Below are 18,143 nucleotides of genomic sequence, written 5' to 3'. Positions count from 1 at the left end.
GGACCTCAGCCGTCCTGAAGGACGACGAGTCGGCCAAGGTCCTCGGGCCCCAGGAGGTTGCTCACCAGCCGTCCTTCTTTCTCGTCGGTAGCGATCACGGCGCCCCCCTCCGCGATCCACGAGCTGCTGCCGAGCGTGTCGTCGAGGGACCTGCAAACGGCGACCACCATCACGGGGCGTCCTGGCTCGTGCGGACGTACCTGCTTCAGCCGGCTGAGCACCTCGTTGGCGACCAGTCCGTCCCAATCGACGACCCATACCGGCTCGTTCCGGACGCCCTCTCCCGAGGGCAGTTGCGCCGTCATCAGCTCGCGCCACGTGATCGGATCGAGGTCGCCAGCAGCCACCCTGTCCATGAGGGCAACCACGTAGTGCCCGGTCTCGGCAAGCACGAGAGAGATGTTCACGCCGTGGCGTTGGTCATGGTCATCGCCAAGCACCACAACGGTTCGCGCCTCATCCGTTCGTGGCCCACCGAGCAGCGGGGCGACCAGCGCTCGATAGGCGCCCGCCCGAGGACCCCGGCGCCCGACGGCAACCACGGCCTCGTCCGTTTTGTCCGCCCCGGGGATCACGTGGTGCCGCGCCGTACGGCGGGCCCGCTCACGTAGTCGGCTCAGGAGGCTGCCGACGAGCCAGCCCACTCCCGCGCCTACGGCGGCCCCCATCAAGACCCACACCGATCTCTGGGGCGACGTCGGTCCGGGGGGTGCCGACGCTGCGCGCAGGACGCGAGCCTCGACAAGTGGGCCTCCACCCCGGGACGACTTCGGGGATATCGCTTCCACCGTCGCGATGAGGGAGCGCTGCGCGCCATCGGCGATTCTCATAGCCTCCTCGGCGGAGGAAGCGCGCGCGGAGACATCGATGATGGCTGTGTTGAGCGTGGCCTTGCCGGAGACCCTCCCGCTGAGCTGGCTCGCGCTTTCGGACAAGCCAAGCTCCTTCACGACGCGTCCTAGGACGAGCGGTGTCCCCACCATCTCGGCGTACGTCTGGACCTGGGTCTGCATGTAGGTCGAATTGGCCATGGCATCGCTGCCCACAGACGTCTCTCCCGGGGTGAGCAGGACGCTTCCCGACGCCGCATAGACGGCGGGTTGTCCACGGACGGCGATGCCGCCGAGCAGCCCGCCCAGGACGGCGCAGGCGCCCGCAACCACTGCCGGCAGCAGCCATCGTCGGACCCGCTCATCGGACAACAGAGGCATACACACTCCTGGTGGGAACGTTGCGAAGAAGGGCAGTGAGGACGGGCGCCCCGAACGGCAGCAGCACGACCATGCTGATCAGTCTCCAGAACATCCTGGACGGGTACTGGATCGAGATCAGCATTGACAGCAGGACCAGTGCGAGGACCATGGCGGTCCCGATGGGCAGTCCGCGACGCCTGAAGACCTCGGTGGCCACGCCGGCATACCCGGTGATGCTGGCGAAGAGTAGGACCTGGGCCAAGGGCCCGAGCGCGCCGTACCACTCACCGGCGAACGACAGCGGGATCCACTCGTAGGGCCAGAACCGTTCGGCAGAGAAGGGGTCCACGGCGGAGGCAAGCCCGGAGGGCAAGGGGTTGGCGTTCACGAGCAGGACGTCTGCGCCGGGGGTATAGGCCACCGAGAACTCCGTGATGACCGTGGACGCGGAGATCGAAGAGCCCAACCACTGCACGGGGGCCACCCACGCGGCTGGATCGCCCAGCTGGGGCACCTGCGGAGAGCTGAGGTTGGTCAGATACATGCTGAGGCCGTGGGGGGTCGACCGGACCAAGAGTGTCAAGGCGAAGTCCGCCAGGCAGACGTAGACGAAGGGATAGGTGAGACCGGCGGCGACGATCCCCCAACGCCACGAACGCCGGTGGATGGCCCACTGCAGGAAGAGTCCGAAACCCAGGACGGGAAAGAGCAGCGAGACCCGGGAACCCAGCGACGAGGTGAGGACGAACCAGGCCCCAGCCAGTGCGTAGGCCATCAACCGGTCGCGACGAGTCGGGGCTTGCCGGGCGGTCGCCAGCCCCGCCACCCCCACCAGTGGCCCCAGCAGACTGGCGATGTTGGTAAACGCCTTGATGCCGTCACTCTCGAGGTACACCGCGCGGTACCACAGGCTTGGGCCGGCGCCGAGGCACCACATCAGCAGCAGGACGACGGACGCCCAACGCACCAGACGCGCCACGCGATCGACTCCCAGGGGAGCCACTTTGGGGGCTGGAGGCACGAACACCGCAACCAGGACGCCGCCGAGGAAGGATCCGACGGCGGCGAACAGGAATGCCTGAGCCGCCTCCGAGTCCAGTGACACGTCGGCGATGTAGTTGGTCGGCAGGCCGGACCCGTTGCGCACCCTGGCCCAGTTCCACACGTGGGGGCTCGCCGCCGCCACGAGCAGGAGAATGCCGCCGCACAACAGTCCAGGCAGGGCGGTGGGGCGCGACCGCACCAGCGCACCCGCCAGCGCGCCAAGTACGAGGGCCACGGCCAGGGCGAGCGTCACGAGGCAAGTCTGCCGGGCGGGCGGTGCCGCCCCCGGTATCGCGGAGACCGGCCCCCGGCCGCGGAGGCACGGGCTCCATCGCCTGTGAGGAGCACCTCCTCGCGCCGGGAGGCCGCGGCGTAAGAGATCATCCAGCCGGCCAACGTGAAGCCAGAGGACACCAACATCGCGGTTCCGATGGGGTCGTGCCAGGGGACCCATCGCGAACCAGCCACCGGGAGGCTGACGCCGACACAGGCGATCAGCACCACGAATCTGATGAAAGCACCGAACTTCTGGTAGCCCAACGCCAGCGATGCAGCCAGGAACGGGGTGGTCGTCGCGGTCATGATCCCGTGAGCAGCGACGATGATCGCGATCCGCGCGAGGTGTGGATCACTCAGGTGCGTTATGGCGATCATGATGGGCAGACCCGCGCCGGCGCAGACAGCCGAGAGGCCGAAAAGGCCACCGAACAGCAGACTTACCTTGCGTTTGAGTGCTCTGAGGCCGGCGATGGTGGTGGTCTGCCAGGCGTCGAGCCCGAACACAGTCACCACCGTGGTCTGGATGATGTTCAAGGGGCCCAGAGCGGTCTGCAGCACTCGATATGTGCCCGCCGCGTTGTTCCCCACGTACAGGGTGGCCATGAACATCGGCAGGAGGTAGGCGATGGCAGCGAACACCGCGTCCAGGGTGGCCCAACGTCCGAGCTTCCACGCAGATGCCAGCGACTGGCGGGTGTAGCCGCCTCGAGACCTCCGCAGGCCAACCAGGGCAACCACCACTCCCCCGGAGACGGTCGCGGCCCAGACGCCAAGCACCGCGAGCGCCGACTCCGGCATCAGGCCAGCAATGATCGAAACCATGATCGTCACGAAGGTCAGCACGTCGCCGGCGAGCGCCCAACCCGGAAGCTCTCGGGACAGGAGCGCAGAGCGAAGCCCGTCCTGGGCCAGCACCACTGCTGCTACGGCCGACATGCCGGCAAAGGTAGGGAGAATGTCTGAGCCCAGTCCAGGCACCAGGAGAACCAACCCAGCGCTCATGATCACCCCGATGGGGGCTGAGATGCTAACGGCCCAGTCGGCGGGCACCACGGCACGACCGGTGGATCGCTGGGCAGCCATGGCTGGCCCGTAGACGGCGCTGCGCAGGATGCCGATCATGGTCGTCACCATCAGCTGAGCCAGCGAGAACGCGGCGAGCTGTCGGGGGTCCAGATGTCGGGCAGCCCCTGCCACGAGAAAGACACCGGTCAAGGCATTGACCGCGGTGTCCGCGAACATCAAGCCGTTACGGCGCGAGCCCGACAGCCTTTGACGAACATCGAGGATCCGCATCTTCCTCCTCGACGTGACAGACGGTATGGGTTGGGCGTTCATCGCGTCTCGCCCTGAGGCGGGCTCAGCCACCGGAACCGGTGACGACGGAGCCGATTGTGCGCACGATGATCTTGATGTCCAGCCAGAGTGACCAGTTCTGGATGTAGTAGTTGTCGAAACGCGCGCGCTCGGCGATCGACGTGTCGCCGCGCAGCCCGTTGACGGCTGCCCAGCCGGTCAGGCCGCAGGGCACGCGGTGGCGGGCACCGTAGGCGGGGTACATCTGCTGGAACTGCTCCACGAAGTATGGGCGCTCGGGGCGTGGGCCCACGACGCTCATGTCGCCGCGCAAGGTGTTGATCAGCTGCGGGAGCTCGTCGAGGGAGGTCTTGCGGATGAACTTGCCGAACGCGCTCAACCGGTTGTCCTTGGCGATGTTCCAGTTGGTCTGCGACTCGGCCTCGTTAACGGGGCGCATGGAGCGGAACTTCATGACGGTGACGGGACGACCGTCGACCCCCACCCGCTCCTGCCTGAAGATGATCCCCGGCCCGCCGTCGAGCCGGACACCGAGCGCGACCAGCGCCATGGGGATGGACAGGACGACCAGCGCCAGGCCGGACAGCACGATGTCGCCCAGCCGCTTCACGCGCCACATGGGCGAGCGGTATGCCGACCGCCGCAGCCGCACCAGCGGAACGCCCCAGACGGTGTCCATGTCTCCCTCGACGTGGTGCAGCTCGTAGAGGCGGGGGACGACGAAGAGCTCGGACTCCAGGCGGTCGCAGGTGCGGATCAGCGGCACCATCTCCGACTCCTTCATCGAGGAGAAGGCGACGATCACGACGTGGATCCGGTTGTCGGTCAGGGTGCGCTCGAGCTCCTCGGGCCCGCCGAGGACCGGGAGGACATCAATGGAGTCGACGACCTTGGGGTCGCTGTCCAGGAAGCAGTAGGGGCGCAGGCCGTACTGCGGGTGGTCCTGCAGCAGCTGGGCGATCTCGTGACCGACCACACCGGCGCCGAGGATCAGGGCTCGGTGCCCCACGCGTCCCGTCCGGCGGGCCCAGCGGATGGCGGCGTAGACGAGGGCGCGACCGATCAGCACGAGGGCGAGCAGGGCGAGGGGGAAGGCCAGGACGTGCAGCTCCTCGACGACGTTGGCCATCGGGCGGCTCTCCACCCCGGCCCCCACGATGGCGACGGCGGCGCACGCGATGATCCAGCGGCCGGCGATGGCGGGCAGGTCGTCCAGGGCGGAGAGGTTGAGCCGCGAGTCATAGAGCTTGCTCCCCGCAAAGAGCGCGACGACGATCGCCGTCATCAGCAGCGCGGGACGGGCGTCGATGCCGGTCAGCAGCCAGGCGAGCAGGCAGGCGGTCACGTCGGCGATCACCGTCGCCGCCGCGACGCTGCGCACCCTGGTCCACAGCGTGGGCGTGTAGGCGTGGAGCTCGGGGTCCGTGAGCAGACGAGGGCGCGGGCGAGTAGAGCCGCTCACGGCGCGATGCTTGCCGCGCGAGTCGATCACGTCTGTCATGCCCGTCTTCTTCAGGATGAGGTGCGACTGCGTCGGTGAGCCGAGACGCCTGCACGAGGACCGACCGGCCCACCCGCACAGGCTCTCGCACCGAGGTGACCGGCGCGTATCTATCGGGCCAACTGCGAAGCGGTACTCACCCCATCGGCCCTGGACCGACACGTAGGGTGTGGCTCTTTAGCGGGTCTCCATACGCCTGGTTACGCCCATCTGTCACGTCAGTGACGAAGGACACCCTCCATCTGAGCGGCGCGTGCGACCGATCGGGTGACCGACTCGACCACCGCAGGGTCGAACGGACTGGGAACCACACGATCGGGCGTGGGGTGAGGGACACAGGCTGCGATGGCCTCGGCGGCTGCCAGCTTCATGCCCTCCGTGATGCGGGAAGCACCAACGCTCAGGGCCCCCTTGAAGATCCCGGGGAAGGCGAGGACGTTGTTGATCTGGTTCGGGTAGTCGCTGCGGCCCGTCGCCACGATGGCCGCGTGACGGGCCGCGATGTCGGGGTGGACCTCGGGGTCGGGGTTGGCAAGCGCAAAGATCATGGCGTCCTCGGCCATCCGGCTCACCGCTGCCTCCGGCACGGTGCCCCCGGCCACGCCGATCAGCACGTCGGCGCCGCGCAGTGCCCGCGAGATGTCGCCGGACAGGTCCCGGTGGTTGGTGGTGGCGGCAAGCTGCCTCTTGTGGGGCGGCAGGTCACCGCGGTGCGAGCCGATGATGCCCTGGCGGTCGCAGACCACGATGTCGCGCACCCCTGCGCGCTGCAGCACCTTGGTGATGGCGACGCCCGCCGCCCCGGCCCCGGTGATGACGATGCGCAGGGAAGCCAGCTCGCGACCGAGGACCGTCGCGCCGTTCATGAGCCCGGCCAGGGTGACGATCGCCGTGCCGTGCTGGTCGTCGTGAAAGACGGGGATGTCGAGCCGGTCCTTGAGCCGCTGCTCGATCTCGAAGCACCGCGGGGCGCTGATGTCCTCGAGGTTGATGCCGCCGAAGGTCGGCGCGAGCGCCACCACCGTCTCGACGATCTGGTCGGCGTCGGTCGTGTCGAGGCAGATCGGGACGGCGTTGAGGCCACCGAAGTGCTTGAAGAGCATCGCCTTGCCCTCCATCACCGGCATCGCGGCGTGCGGCCCAATGTCCCCCAGCCCGAGGACCGCGGTCCCGTCGCTGACGACCGCGATGGTCGAGGCGCGGGAGGTGTAGGTGTCGACGAGCGAGAGGTTCTCCGCGATGGCCGTGCACACCTTGGCCACGCCCGGGCTGTAGGCACGAGAGAGGTCGGTGGCGTCCCGGACCTCGCACCGCAGGGCGGTCTCGATCTTGCCGCCGAGGTGCATGGCAAAGATCGGGTCGGTCGGGTCGGGGACGATCGGATCCGGCGTGGTGGTCAGGCGGGACGCGTGGGCATAGGACATGGCAGACCCCAAAGGACGGCGTGGCAGCGCTGGGCGCGTGGTCGTCGCGACGGGATGGGTCGCCGTTCGAGCCGATGGTCTCGGTGCGTCACCCCTCGGCAGACGACTCCGTGGTGGGAGCCGAGCCACCGTCGGGCGATCACGGTCCCCACAGGCTACCGGCCGGTATGCCGGCCGTCACCGTGCCCTCGGTCACAGCAGACCGGGTCAGCCCAGGCGCGGGTACTCGCGGTCGTCCTCGTCCTGGTCCAGGTCACGGTCGCCGTCGATCACGTGGACGGCGGCCTCCTCGGCCGAGGCAGCACCTCCGCTGAACCCTTCGTCGTTGGCCACGAGATCCGACTCACGGTCCTCGTGCGCGCCCTCGTCCGGCGCCACGAGCCGGCCGGCACGACGGTCGCCCACCTCGGGGTCGCCGAGGAAGTCGTCCTCAGCGGCGATGGCGTCCGGGTCGTCGCCACCGACGCGGTCGTCGCCCTGGCGCACGTGCGCGCGGGGGTCGTGCTCGTCCTGCGGGTCGTCCGGCAGCTCCTCCTCGAGCCGCATGTCGATGGTCTCGCCGTCGTGCTGCTCCTGGGCGGTGATGCCATAGCTCTCGACCTCCCGCGGTCGCTCGGGCGGTGAGTAGCCCTCGTCGAGCAGGTCGTCCACCCCTCGCTCAAGGAGTTGGTCCTCGCCGCTCAGCTGGGTCTCGTCATCGATGCTGAAGGAGTCCTGGTCGCCGCTGTCGCCGGGCTCGAGATCGAACTGGTCGCTCATGGGGCCCACTCTGCCACGGCGGGCCGACGCGACGGCGTCGCCCGGCGGGAGCGTCCGGCGCACTCGACCCCGCTGCTCGCGCCGTTCACCTATCCTGATCGGCGTGCCCGACACGGACGCCGGCCCCAGCGCCGGCCGCCCCCTCCCCCCTCGTCTCCCCCTCGTGCCCGCCCAGCGCGGGATGCTGCAGGGGCACCTGGCCGACCCCGGCTCCCCCGCCTGGAGCGTCGCGCTCCTGACGGAGCTCGCCGGGCCCGTGGACGCCGACGCGCTGGCCGATGCCGTGCGCCGCGTCTCGGTCGAGATGCCGACCCTGCGGCTGAGGGTGGACGTGAGCACCGAGCCCGCACGGCAGTACGTCGCGGACCTGACCGACGACGTCGTCACCGTCTCCCGGCTCGACGTCGTCTCCCGCCTCGACGCCCCTGATGCCACTGCTGTCCCTGACGCCCCTGACGCCGCTGACGTCCACGACCTCGACGACGAGCGCACGGCGGCACGGGAGCTGGCCGAGCGCCTCTGCGCCGAGCCCTGGGACGTCCACACCGGCGGGCCGCTGGTCCGGCACGTGCTGCTCGCGGGACGCACCGGAGTCTGGTGGCTTCAGCGAGCCCTGCACGCCGTGGTCGACGGCTACGGTGCCTGGCTGGGGCGCAACCGCGTCGTGGAGCACTACAACCACCTCGTCTCCGGCACGGAGCTCCCGGACCGCGCCTACCCCTCCGTGGAGGATCTCGTCGCCCAGCCGCGACGGTCCGAGGACGATCAGCGCGACTTCTGGCGCGAATACCTCCAGGGGGCGCCCGAGCGGGTCTCCCCCGCCGACCGGGCCCACCACGTCGTCGCCCGCCCCCACCGCCACGACGTGGTGCTGCCGTCGTCGGTGCGCGTGGGTCTTGGCGCGACCCTCGGCAACCGCGTCTGGACCTACCCGCTGATCGCGGCGGGCGCGGCATACGTCGCTCGCGTCAGCGAGGAGGACTCAGCCGTGGTCGGCGTGCCCGTCCTCGGCCGCGACACCGCCATCGACCTCGCCACGACGGTCAACATGATGCGCGTCCTGCCGCTGCGCGTCCCCGTCGAGCCCGACGACGACCTGGCCTCCCTCACCCAACGGGTCATCGACAGCGCCCGCTCGACCCGACCCCACCAGCAGACGCCGACGGAGACGATCTTCGAGGCCGTGCCGTCGGCCTGGCGGGCCGGCCGACTCCACGGGCCCACGATCAACGTCATGCCGTATGACGACGACCCCGTGATCCCCGGGGTCACCGTCACGACGCAGGCCCTGCAACGCGGACCTGTCTACGACCTGCTGCTGACCATCCATCCGCTGGCCGACGGCTCCCTCGCGATCGAGTGCGAGGCCCATCGCGAGATCTACACGGCCGAGCAGACCCGTTGGCACGCCGAGCGGTTCGCCACGTTCGTCGCGCGCCTCGCCAGCCACGCCACGCTGGCCACGCCGCTGACGGAGGTCGACCACCTGCTGCCGGAGGAGGCCGAGGCCGCCGCGGTCCTGGCCCGCCCGCGCACCGGCAGCGCGCCGGACGCCCCCGCCCCGCGCTGGGGCGACGTCCTCTCCCCGGACCAGCTGACGGTGCCCGGGCTCGACGCCGCCGCCCCCCGTGGCTACGCGATCCGTGACGCCCTCGGTCGGACGACGGGCTTCACCCAGGTCGGCGAGCTCGTCGCCCGCACCGCGTCAGGGACCGTCGCCACCGGGCAGCTCGCGGCGCTCCTCCCGGACGGACGCGTGGTGGCGCACGGCCCCGTGGAGGGGCGGCGGCAGGTCTACGGCCGGCACGTCGAGGCCGACGGTGTGGCCCACGACGTGGCCCTGCTCGACGGGGTCGAGTCGTGCACCGCCACGTGGGAGGGCCGCCGCCTGGCCCTCACCGTCACGCTCACCCCCGGCGCGTCGGAGGCCGACGTCGCCCGCGCCGCCAAGCAGACCGCGCCCTCGGGCACCCGACCCGTCGTGCACCTGAGCGCCCTCGTCTGAGCTCAGTGGTGCATGCCGGGCATCATCGTGCCGCCCGGCATCTCGTGCTGCCCGCCGCCCTGGGTCCACCCCATGACGGCGGGGTCGAGCATCCCGGCGATCATGGCGACGTGGGCGACCACGAGGAACACCGCCACGAAGACCACGTGCAGCTTGCGGGCGTGGCGCTCGTCCCGCGCGATCAGGCCCGCCGCCACGAGGCTGATGCCGACCATCGGCACGGCGCCGAGCAGGTAGGCCAGGACCGCGATGACATCGGCCGGCCCTCGCCATCCACCGTCGAGGGTGAGCGGGATGACGGCGTGCCGGAGCAGGTGGACGAGGATCGCGACCATCACCGGCCCCGCGAGCAGGCCCGCCCAGCGGCTGAGCCCGTGCACCCACGACGGCGCAGGGCGGGCAAACAGGATGACCAGCTCCGTGATCGCCAGGGTCTCGGCGAGGATCACGGGAATCGCCATGAACAGCAAGAGGTTCCAGGGCTGCTGGACCGCGAGCAGGCCCATGTAATGCGTCATCGACATCCCGTCCATGCCGCTGCCCTGGGTGCGGTCGGGCGCCACCAGGCCGCCGACCACGGCCAGCGCCGTGAGGACCGCGAGGGTGGTGGCGGCACCGCGCCGCGGTGCGTGATCGGTCGTGGCGGGGGTGGCCGCGGTCAGCGTGCTCATGATGGTCTCCCGGGTTCGGTCGAGCTCGATGGGGACCACGCTGCGCCACGCTTGCGAAGAGCTGCCGCAGGAACTGTGAAGGTTCTATGAAGGTCAGGCCGGGGGCAAGGCGATGGTGAAGGTCGCTCCCGTGCCCGGGCCGTCGCTGCGGACGTCGAGGGTGCCTCCGTGGGCCGAGACGATGGCCTGCGAGATGGACAGTCCCACACCGGTCCCCGTGACGGACTCGGGATCGCGGCGCCGTCCCGGGTCAGCGCGGTAGAAGCGCTCGAACACGTGCGGGAGGTGCTCAGCCGCGATGCCCGACCCGGTGTCGCTGACCGCGACCGTGGTGCCCGTCGCGCGGCTGCGCACCTCGATCCGGACCCCGTCCCCCGCCGTGCAGTGCTGCAGCGCGTTGCGCAGGAGGTTGTCGACCACCTGGCCGAGCCGTGACGGGTCGGCGCGCACCCGCGCAGGAGGGTCCTCGCCGACGTCGAGCTCCAGGCGCACCCCCTGACGGCCGTATGCCGCAGCCGCCGCACCGGTGGCCGCCCGGACCACATCGGCCGGGTCCACCGCCTCTCTCCGCAGGTCGAGCCGCCCCTCCTCGGCAGCAGACACGTCTTTGAGGTCGGTGGCGAGGCGCTCGAGGCGCCGGGTCTGGGCGCGCAGCGTGTCGAGCGTCGCGTCGTCGAGGGGTGTCACACCGTCCTCGACCGCCTCGAGGGTCACCTGGATCGCCGCGATCGGGGTGCGCATCTCGTGCGAGAGATCGGTGAGCAGGCGGCGACGGGTGGCCTCCGTGCCGGCGATCTGCCCGGCCATGGCGTTGAACGTCCGTGCCACGGCGTCCAGCTCTCGCCCCGTCGGCTGCATCATCACCGGCTGGTCGTAGTGGCCCTGGGCGACCTCGTCGGCGCCCCTGGCGAGCGCGTCCAGGGCGCGGCCGATCCGGCGGGTCAAGAAGGCGCTGGCCCCGACCGCCGCCAGGACCGCGAGCGCGACACCGGCCCCCATCGACGCCAGCCCCGCGGACCGGAACGCCTCCTGGGCGTGTGCGAGGAGCTGCGGCTGCTCGCCGTGGCCCGCCTCGTGCATGTGCTGGTCGAACACCGCCGGCCCGACGATGAGCGCTGCGACGACCATAGTGACGGTCATCGCGGCGATCACCGCCACCTGGGCGAGCACCAGCCGGTGGGTCAGCGACCCGTTCACCCGTCGGGACTTCATCGCCCCGTCCCCATCCGGTAGCCGACGCCACGCACGGTGGAGACGTAGCGCGGGCTGGCGGGATCGTCGCCCAGCTTGCGGCGGACGTGGGCGACGTGCACGTCGACCAGGCGGTCGTCGCCGACCCAGTCAGGCCCCCAGACGGCGTCCACGAGCTGGCGCCTCGAGTACGCGAGCCGCGGCTGGCTGGACAGGGCGTCGAGTACGTCGAACTCGGTGCGCGTCAGGTCGACCAGCACCCCTCCCACCTCGACCTCCCGCGCGTCGGGGTCGATCACGAGGTCACCGAAGATGCGGCGGGCCGAGCGCTGGACCAGCCCACCCGACCTCGGGCGACGCAGCAGGACGTGCACCCTGGCGACGAGCTCGCGCGCGCTGAACGGCTTGGTCATGTAGTCGTCGGCCCCCACGGACAGCCCCACCAGCAGGTCGACCTCGTCGGCGCGCGCGGTCAGCATCAGGACGTAGCAGTCGGAGAAGGTGCGGATCTGGCGACACACCTCGACGCCGTCCAGCCCGGGCAGGCCCAGGTCGAGCACCACCACCTCGGGCACCCACCCACGGGCGACCTCCACCGCCTCGCGACCGTCCGCGACCACGCACGTCTGGAAGCCGGCCCGGTCCAGGTAGGTGGCAACCGTGCCTGCGAGCACGGGCTCGTCATCGACGACCAGGGCACGGACCGGTGCAGGTGCGGGCTGCATGGCCCCAGTGTCACGCACCCGACGGCTTTCCCACGTTCTTTCGCACGAGGCCCCGGTGGAATACCCGGTGGGGCGAGTCTGTTCCGTCATATACCCCCTAGGGGTATATGACATCGAGAGGACCAGGACCATGCGTCACGACCACGCCCAGCACAGGAGTCACGACGACCACGGCGGGCACGAGCACGCGGACCACGTCGAGGTCTTTCGCCGCCTCTTCTGGGTGATGCTGGTCCTTGCCGTCCCGGTCGTCGGCCTCAGCGAGATGTTCGCGATGCTCGCCGGCTACTCCCTGCCCGAGAGCTCTTGGCTGCCATGGGTCTCACCGGTCCTCGGCACGGTGATGTACCTCTGGGGCGGCCGACCGTTTCTCGAGGGCGGCTGGTCGGAGACAGGCTCGCGCAGGCCCGGCATGATGCTGCTCATCGCGCTCGCCCTCACTGTTGCGTTCGGGGCCTCCTGGGGCGCGAGCCTGGGGCTGGTCGACCACACCCTCGACTTCTGGTGGGAGCTGGCGCTGCTGGTGGTGATCATGCTCCTCGGGCACTGGATCGAGATGAGGTCTCTGGCCCAGACCACCTCCGCGCTCGACTCGCTCGCCGCCCTCCTCCCGGACGAGGCCGAGAAGGTCGTCGGCGACGACGTGGTTGCCGTCGACCCCTCCGAGCTGGTGGTCGGTGACGTCGTCGTCGTCCGTCCGGGGGCCTCGGTCCCGGTGGATGGCCGGATCGTCGCCGGGTCCGCCAGCATGGACGAGTCCATGATCACCGGCGAGTCGCGGACCGTCCGCCGGGCAGCCGGCGACGCCGTGGTCGCGGGCACCGTCGCCACCGACTCGGGCCTGCGGGTCCAGGTGACGGCCGTCGGTGACGACACCACCCTCGCCGGGGTCTGCGCTCTGGTCGCCGACGCCCAGTCGTCCACCTCGCGAGCCCAGCGGATCGCCGACAGGGCTGCGGCCTGGCTGTTCTGGTTCGCGCTCGCGGCCGCGATCGTGACTGCGATCGTCTGGACCAGTGCGGGTATGCCGGACTCGGCCGTCATCCGCACCATCACGGTGCTCGTCATCGCCTGCCCCCACGCCCTGGGCCTGGCCATCCCGCTGGTCGTCCAGATCGCCACCGAGCGAGCCGCCCGCGGAGGTGTCCTCGTCAAGGACCGACTGGCGCTGGAGTCCATGCGCACGGTGGACACCGTGCTCGTCGACAAGACCGGCACGCTGACCAAGGGCGAGCCCACCGTCACCGCCGTGGAGCCCGCCCGGGGTCGTTCGGCCGACGAGCTGCTTGCGCTGGCCGCCGCCGCGGAGACCGACAGCGAGCACCCTCTCGCACGCGCCATCGTCGGCGCCTCCCAGGCGCGAGCGATCTCGGTGGGGCGCGCCACCGACTTCTCGTCGTCGCCCGCAGTGGGCGTCCGAGCAACGGTCGACGGGTCCGTGGTCGAGGTCGGTGGTCCACAGCTCCTCGAGCACCGGGCCCAGCGCGAGCTCCCCGCGGCGGATGCCTGGCGCGCCGAGGGCGCGATCATCCTCCACGTCCTGGTCGACGGCGAGGTGGCCGGGGCGCTGAGGCTCGCCGACGAGATCCGGGCCGAGTCCCGCGAGACGGTCGACGCCTTGCACGACCTCGGCATACAGGTGGTCATGATCACGGGCGACGCGCAGGCCGTGGCCGACACCGTCGGCCACGAGCTCGGCATCGACCGCGTCTTTGCGGGCGTCCGACCGGAGGACAAGTCCGCCAAGGTCGCAGAGCTGCAGGCCGAGGGCCGCCGGGTCGCGATGGTCGGCGACGGCGTCAACGACGCTCCCGCCCTCGCCCAGGCGGACGTCGGCATCGCGATCGGGGCCGGCACGGACGTCGCGATCGGCTCGGCCGGCGTCGTCCTCGCATCCTCCGACCCGCGGTCGGTCCTGTCGGTGGTCGAGCTGTCCCGGGCCACCTACGCCAAGATGCGCCAGAACCTCTGGTGGGCCGCCGGCTACAACCTCGTCTCGGTGCCACTCGCCGCAGGGGTGCTCGCACCCGTGGGCTTCGTCCTCCCCATGAGCGTCGGCGCCGTCCTGATGTCCCTGTCCACCGTGGTCGTGGCCGTCAACGCGCAGCTCCTGCGCCGTCTCGACCTCTCCCCCGGACAGAGCGCACACCGCCTCCGGGCCGCCTGACCGCGGCAGGCCGCGGCGGCATGCCGCGCGCTCAGTCGTTGCTGTCGGGATCGGCCGCGGGCGCTCTGCTCGACCGGGTCCTCGGCGACGCGGGTGAGGGCGGCCTCCACCAGCTGCGCGTTCCCGGCAGCGGTCGCGCCGCCCGGCAGCCGGGTGGTGTCTTCGAGGCCGACCCGGGTGTCCAGCCCCAGTCGGGCAGCGAGGTCGACGGCTGCCCAGGTGCTGCCCTCTGCGCCGTGGAGCAGGACCGGGAGCTCCGGCTCGAGGCGGTGGACTCCGTCGACGAGTGGTGTCGCCTGACGGGCCACCCAGGCGGCGGCATCCTCGTCTGGGACGTCGGCCAGCTCGACCAAGGCTCGCAAGCAGCTCCCGCGCCAGGGCGAGGCCTGCCACCGGGCCAGCCCTTCCCCGGGCCAGATCCCGGCCTCGACGCCGATGCCGCGGTCGATCAGGGCGGCGGCGACGTCGTCCGCTCCCTCCTCGTGCCAGTTGACCGAGGCGAAGTCGGGCAGCGCCGTCCACGACCGGACCGACCGGACCCGTGCCGCCGGGTCGGGTGACGCCCAGGCGCCGGTGGTCACGCCCACGGGAACGCCCGGACACGCCTGTCGAACGGCCAGCACGAACCTCGCCACGTCATCGCGTCCAAGGTGTCCACCCCGGCGGCGTCCTTGGGGTGGACGTGAACGGCTGAGGCGCCGGCATCGACAGCCGCCCGCGCCTCCACCGCGACCTCGCGCTCGGGCCTCGCGGCTCGGCGTCAGTGAGGACCGCAGGGACCCAGGGGCATGCGAAGGGCCCCGACCAGCGTCTCCGCCGGCCGGGGCCCTTGCTTCTGTCTCAACACAGAGCGCACCCGAAGGGATTCGAACCCCTAACCTTCTGATCCGTAGTCAGATGCTCTATCCGTTGAGCTACGGGTGCAGTCGCTGCGCCGCCCGTGGGGGCGTCCGCAACGAGGTCCGACTTTACAGCAGAGGGGGCCTCCCCACGAAATCGGTCGACCGGACCCGAGCCGGTGGCGGCCTCAGTAGCGGCGGCGGGGCCGGGTGTGGGTGACCAGGCGAACCAGCGAGGGCGGACCCTGCAGCAGGTAGCGACGGGCCAGCCGCTTGGGCTCGCGCGACAGGCGGTAGGCCCACTCGAGGTGGTTGTCCTGGTAGAACTGCGGCGCCCGCTGCACGGTCCCCGCGATGAAGTCGGCCGCCGCGCCGTAGGCCAGCAGGGCCCGCGCCCCGGACGCGATGCCGTGGTCGCGGATCCAGTCCTCCTGGCGCGGTTTGCCCAGCCCCACGACGGCGACGTCGGTGCCGGCCTCGCGCACCGTCTCGGCCCAGCGGGCCGCGCCCTCGGGCGAGGTGATGTCGGCCCGCTCCGGGGCCCAGGTCCCCGCGATGCGGAGGTCCGGCAGACGGCGGCCGAGCTCCTCGCGCAGACGCACGTGCATGTCCGGCATACCGCCGAGGAAGCCGACCGACGCACCCTCCTCGGCCGCGACGCGCAGCTGGGGCTCCAGCAGGCTCGCGCCCGTCAGCCGGGGGTAGGTCACGCCGGTCACCCGCTTGGCCGTGAGGACGAAGGGCGCGCCGTCCATGAGGGTCAGCCAGCGCAGACCGCCAGAGCCGTCGCCCACCGAGCCGGCAGAGCGGTCGTGCGAGCCTGAGGGGTACCAGTGGAGGTGGTCGAGGTTGGCGGACTCGATGGCGAGCGGGCGGCCCTCGCCCCGCAGGGCGGCGCGATAGAGGTCCATGACCTCCTGCTCGCTCCCGGCGTCGACCTGGACCCCACCCAACAGCAGCTGCTGCACGTGACCGCACTCCTCGCGTCTCGTCATACGAATCTCGACTCAACTATGTCAGGCAAGGTGAGCCTCAGTGTGACCTTCCCCGCAGATCGAGTCTCTCGGTGGCCGGGCCTGTGGGCAGCGGTTACCGTGACAAGCACGCCTTGCCAATGACGGCAACCAGAAGGGATGGCCGGATCCACATGTCCACCACGCACAAGAAGCTCGCGGCCTGGGTCGAGGAGATCGCCGCTCTGACGACGCCGGACCAGATCCACTGGATCACCGGCACGGACGAGGAGGCCGCGCAGCTCAACCAGGCGCTGGTCGACTCCGGGACCTTCATCAAGCTCGCCGAGGACAAGAAGCCCAACAGCTACTACGCCGCCTCGGACCCGGGTGACGTCGCTCGCGTGGAGGACCGCACCTACATCTGCTCCAAGGACGAGAAGGACGCGGGCTTCACCAACAACTGGATGGCCCCGGACGAGATGAAGGGCATCATGCGCGACCTCTACCAGGGGTGCATGAAGGGCCGCACGATGTACGTCATCCCCTTCGTGATGGGCCACCTCGAGGCCGACCAGCCGATGTACGGCGTCGAGATCACCGACTCCGCCTATGTCGTCGCCTCGATGCGCGTCATGGCCCGCGTCGGCTCGGACGTGCTCAAGCAGATGGAGGTGACGCAGGCCGACTTCGTCGAGTGCCTGCACTCCGTCGGCGCGCCGCTGGCCGAGGGCGAGCAGGACGTCCCGTGGCCCTGCAACGACACCAAGTACATCGTCCACTTCCCCGAGGAGCGCGCGATCTGGTCCTTCGGGTCCGGCTACGGCGGCAACGCCCTGCTCGGCAAGAAGTGCTACGCCCTGCGCATCGCGTCGGCCATCGCCCACGACGAGGGCTGGATGGCCGAGCACATGCTGATCCTCAAGCTCACCAACCCCGAGGGCAAGACCCACTACATCGCCGCCGCCTTCCCCAGCGCCTGCGGCAAGACCAACCTCGCCATGCTCGCCCCCACCATCCCCGGCTGGAGGGCCGAGATGGTCGGCGACGACATCGCCTGGATGCGCTTCGGCGAGGACGGCCGGCTGTATGCCGTCAACCCCGAGTTCGGCCTCTTCGGCGTCGCTCCCGGCACGGGGTGGAGCACCAACCGGTCCGCGATGGAGACGATCGAGGCCGGCAACTCGGTGTTCACCAATGTCGCCCGCACCAAGGACGGCGACGTCTGGTGGGAGGGCATGACCGACGAGAAGCCCGCCGAGCTCATCGACTGGAAGGGCAACGAGTGGACCCCGGAGTCGGGGGAGAAGGCCGCCCACCCCAACGCCCGCTTCTGCACACCGATCAGCCAGTGCCCGATGGCCGCGGCGGAGTACGACTCCCCCAACGGCGTGCCGATCTCGGCGATCCTCTTCGGCGGGCGTCGCGCCACGACCATCCCGCTCGTGGCCCAGTCCCGCGACTGGACGCACGGCACCTACATGGGCGCCACGCTCTCCTCGGAGACCACGGCCGCCGCGGTCGGTGCGGTCGGCGTCGTGCGCCGCGACCCGATGGCCATGCTGCCCTTCATCGGCTACAACGCCGGTGACTACGTCCAGCACTGGCTCACCATCGGCCAGAAGGGCGACGCGGACAAGCTGCCCAAGATCTTTCAGGTCAACTGGTTCCGCAAGGACGACGACGGCAAGTTCGTGTGGCCGGGCTTCGGCGAGAACTCCCGCGTCCTCGCCTGGGTCGTCGACCGCCTCGAGGGCAAGGCCGAGGGCGTCGAGTCCCCGATCGGCCTGCTGCCCAAGCCTGAGGAGATCAACACCGACGGCCTCGACCTGACCGACGAGCAGCTCGCCACCGCGCTGGCCTTCGACAAGGCCAGCTGGGAGAAGGAGCTCCCCCTGGTCGAGGAGTGGTTCGGCAAGTTCGGCGACGAGCTGCCGGCCGAGCTGCGCGCCGAGCTCGACGGTCTCAAGGACCGCGTCGCCAACGCCTGACCTACCTCAGGTAGTCACATCAGCTCGGGTTAGCACGCCAGGCCGATAGACCTACCTCAGGTAGTCACATTTAGGTTGGGTGGT

General features: G+C 70.5%; 13 protein-coding genes, 1 tRNA gene and 1 pseudogene. 3 read left to right on the top strand and 12 right to left on the bottom strand.

Annotated features, from left to right (window positions below; translation table 11 throughout):
- Window positions 1–5 precede the first annotated feature (5 nt).
- The 6 genes from B2P18_RS09105 to B2P18_RS09080 form a co-directional block, all read right to left on the bottom strand.
- Window positions 6–1,211 carry a YveK family protein gene (locus B2P18_RS09105; RefSeq protein ID WP_286958186.1) on the bottom strand — a complete coding sequence of 402 codons (1,206 nt, stop codon included), beginning with the start codon at window positions 1,209–1,211 and terminating at the stop codon, window positions 6–8.
- Complete coding sequence (locus B2P18_RS09100) at window positions 1,192–2,490, bottom strand: hypothetical protein (protein ID WP_286958185.1); 1,299 nt, start codon at window positions 2,488–2,490, stop codon at window positions 1,192–1,194. The genes B2P18_RS09105 and B2P18_RS09100 overlap by 20 nt, the downstream gene beginning before the upstream one ends.
- Window positions 2,487–3,812 carry a hypothetical protein gene (locus B2P18_RS09095; protein ID WP_286958184.1) on the bottom strand — a complete coding sequence of 442 codons (1,326 nt, stop codon included), beginning with the start codon at window positions 3,810–3,812 and terminating at the stop codon, window positions 2,487–2,489. Before B2P18_RS09095 ends, B2P18_RS09100 begins: the two co-directional genes overlap by 4 nt.
- 64 nt (window positions 3,813–3,876) lie before the next feature.
- The gene (locus B2P18_RS09090; protein ID WP_286958183.1) at window positions 3,877–5,334 is read right to left on the bottom strand and encodes a sugar transferase; all 1,458 of its coding nucleotides are present in this window, start codon (window positions 5,332–5,334) and stop codon (window positions 3,877–3,879) included.
- 218 nt (window positions 5,335–5,552) lie between these two features.
- Entirely contained in the window at window positions 5,553–6,758 is a 1,206-nt protein-coding gene (locus B2P18_RS09085; protein ID WP_376783714.1) for an NAD(P)-dependent malic enzyme, read from the bottom strand.
- Window positions 6,759–6,965: 207 nt separating this feature from the next.
- Complete coding sequence (locus B2P18_RS09080) at window positions 6,966–7,517, bottom strand: DUF5709 domain-containing protein (protein ID WP_286958182.1); 552 nt, start codon at window positions 7,515–7,517, stop codon at window positions 6,966–6,968.
- A 103-nt stretch (window positions 7,518–7,620) separates the two neighbouring features.
- On the opposite strand from B2P18_RS09080, the gene B2P18_RS09075 reads away from it, so the two are divergent.
- Window positions 7,621–9,522: a condensation domain-containing protein gene (locus tag B2P18_RS09075; RefSeq protein WP_286958181.1), complete on the top strand. Its 1,902-nt coding sequence runs from the start codon at window positions 7,621–7,623 to the stop codon at window positions 9,520–9,522.
- Between the two features lie 2 nt (window positions 9,523–9,524).
- Here the strand turns inward: B2P18_RS09075 and B2P18_RS09070 are convergent, their stop codons facing one another.
- From B2P18_RS09070 to B2P18_RS09060, 3 genes are all read right to left on the bottom strand, one after another.
- On the bottom strand, window positions 9,525–10,193 hold the full coding sequence (locus B2P18_RS09070) for a DUF6803 family protein (RefSeq protein WP_037212943.1): 669 nt from the start codon (window positions 10,191–10,193) through the stop codon (window positions 9,525–9,527).
- 93 nt (window positions 10,194–10,286) lie between these two features.
- Entirely contained in the window at window positions 10,287–11,405 is a 1,119-nt protein-coding gene (locus B2P18_RS09065; protein ID WP_286958180.1) for a sensor histidine kinase, read from the bottom strand.
- The gene (locus B2P18_RS09060; RefSeq protein WP_019285259.1) at window positions 11,402–12,109 is read right to left on the bottom strand and encodes a response regulator transcription factor; all 708 of its coding nucleotides are present in this window, start codon (window positions 12,107–12,109) and stop codon (window positions 11,402–11,404) included. Before B2P18_RS09060 ends, B2P18_RS09065 begins: the two co-directional genes overlap by 4 nt.
- A gap of 130 nt (window positions 12,110–12,239) precedes the next feature.
- Between B2P18_RS09060 and B2P18_RS09055 the strand changes: the two genes are divergently transcribed.
- Window positions 12,240–14,276, top strand: a complete 2,037-nt coding sequence (locus B2P18_RS09055; RefSeq protein ID WP_286958179.1) for a heavy metal translocating P-type ATPase — start codon at window positions 12,240–12,242, stop codon at window positions 14,274–14,276.
- A 146-nt stretch (window positions 14,277–14,422) separates the two neighbouring features.
- On the opposite strand, the pseudogene B2P18_RS18895 reads toward B2P18_RS09055, so the two are convergent.
- From B2P18_RS18895 to B2P18_RS09040, 3 genes and pseudogenes are all read right to left on the bottom strand, one after another.
- Window positions 14,423–14,584: pseudogene (locus B2P18_RS18895) on the bottom strand (hypothetical protein); the annotation flags it as partial.
- A gap of 543 nt (window positions 14,585–15,127) precedes the next feature.
- Window positions 15,128–15,200, bottom strand: a tRNA-Arg gene (locus tag B2P18_RS09045).
- Between the two features lie 103 nt (window positions 15,201–15,303).
- The gene (locus B2P18_RS09040) at window positions 15,304–16,110 is read right to left on the bottom strand and encodes a WecB/TagA/CpsF family glycosyltransferase (RefSeq protein ID WP_286958177.1); all 807 of its coding nucleotides are present in this window, start codon (window positions 16,108–16,110) and stop codon (window positions 15,304–15,306) included.
- Between the two features lie 119 nt (window positions 16,111–16,229).
- Between B2P18_RS09040 and B2P18_RS09035 the strand changes: the two genes are divergently transcribed.
- On the top strand, window positions 16,230–18,059 hold the full coding sequence (locus tag B2P18_RS09035) for a phosphoenolpyruvate carboxykinase (GTP) (RefSeq protein ID WP_376783713.1): 1,830 nt from the start codon (window positions 16,230–16,232) through the stop codon (window positions 18,057–18,059).
- The last annotated feature ends 84 nt before the right edge of the window (window positions 18,060–18,143 follow it).

The organism is Arsenicicoccus sp. UBA2120 (genome assembly GCF_002330965.1).
Lineage (GTDB): Bacteria > Actinomycetota > Actinomycetes > Actinomycetales > Dermatophilaceae > Arsenicicoccus > Arsenicicoccus bolidensis.
Note: the sequence above shows the minus strand (reverse complement) of the source record. Positions and strands in the feature narration are given on the sequence as shown.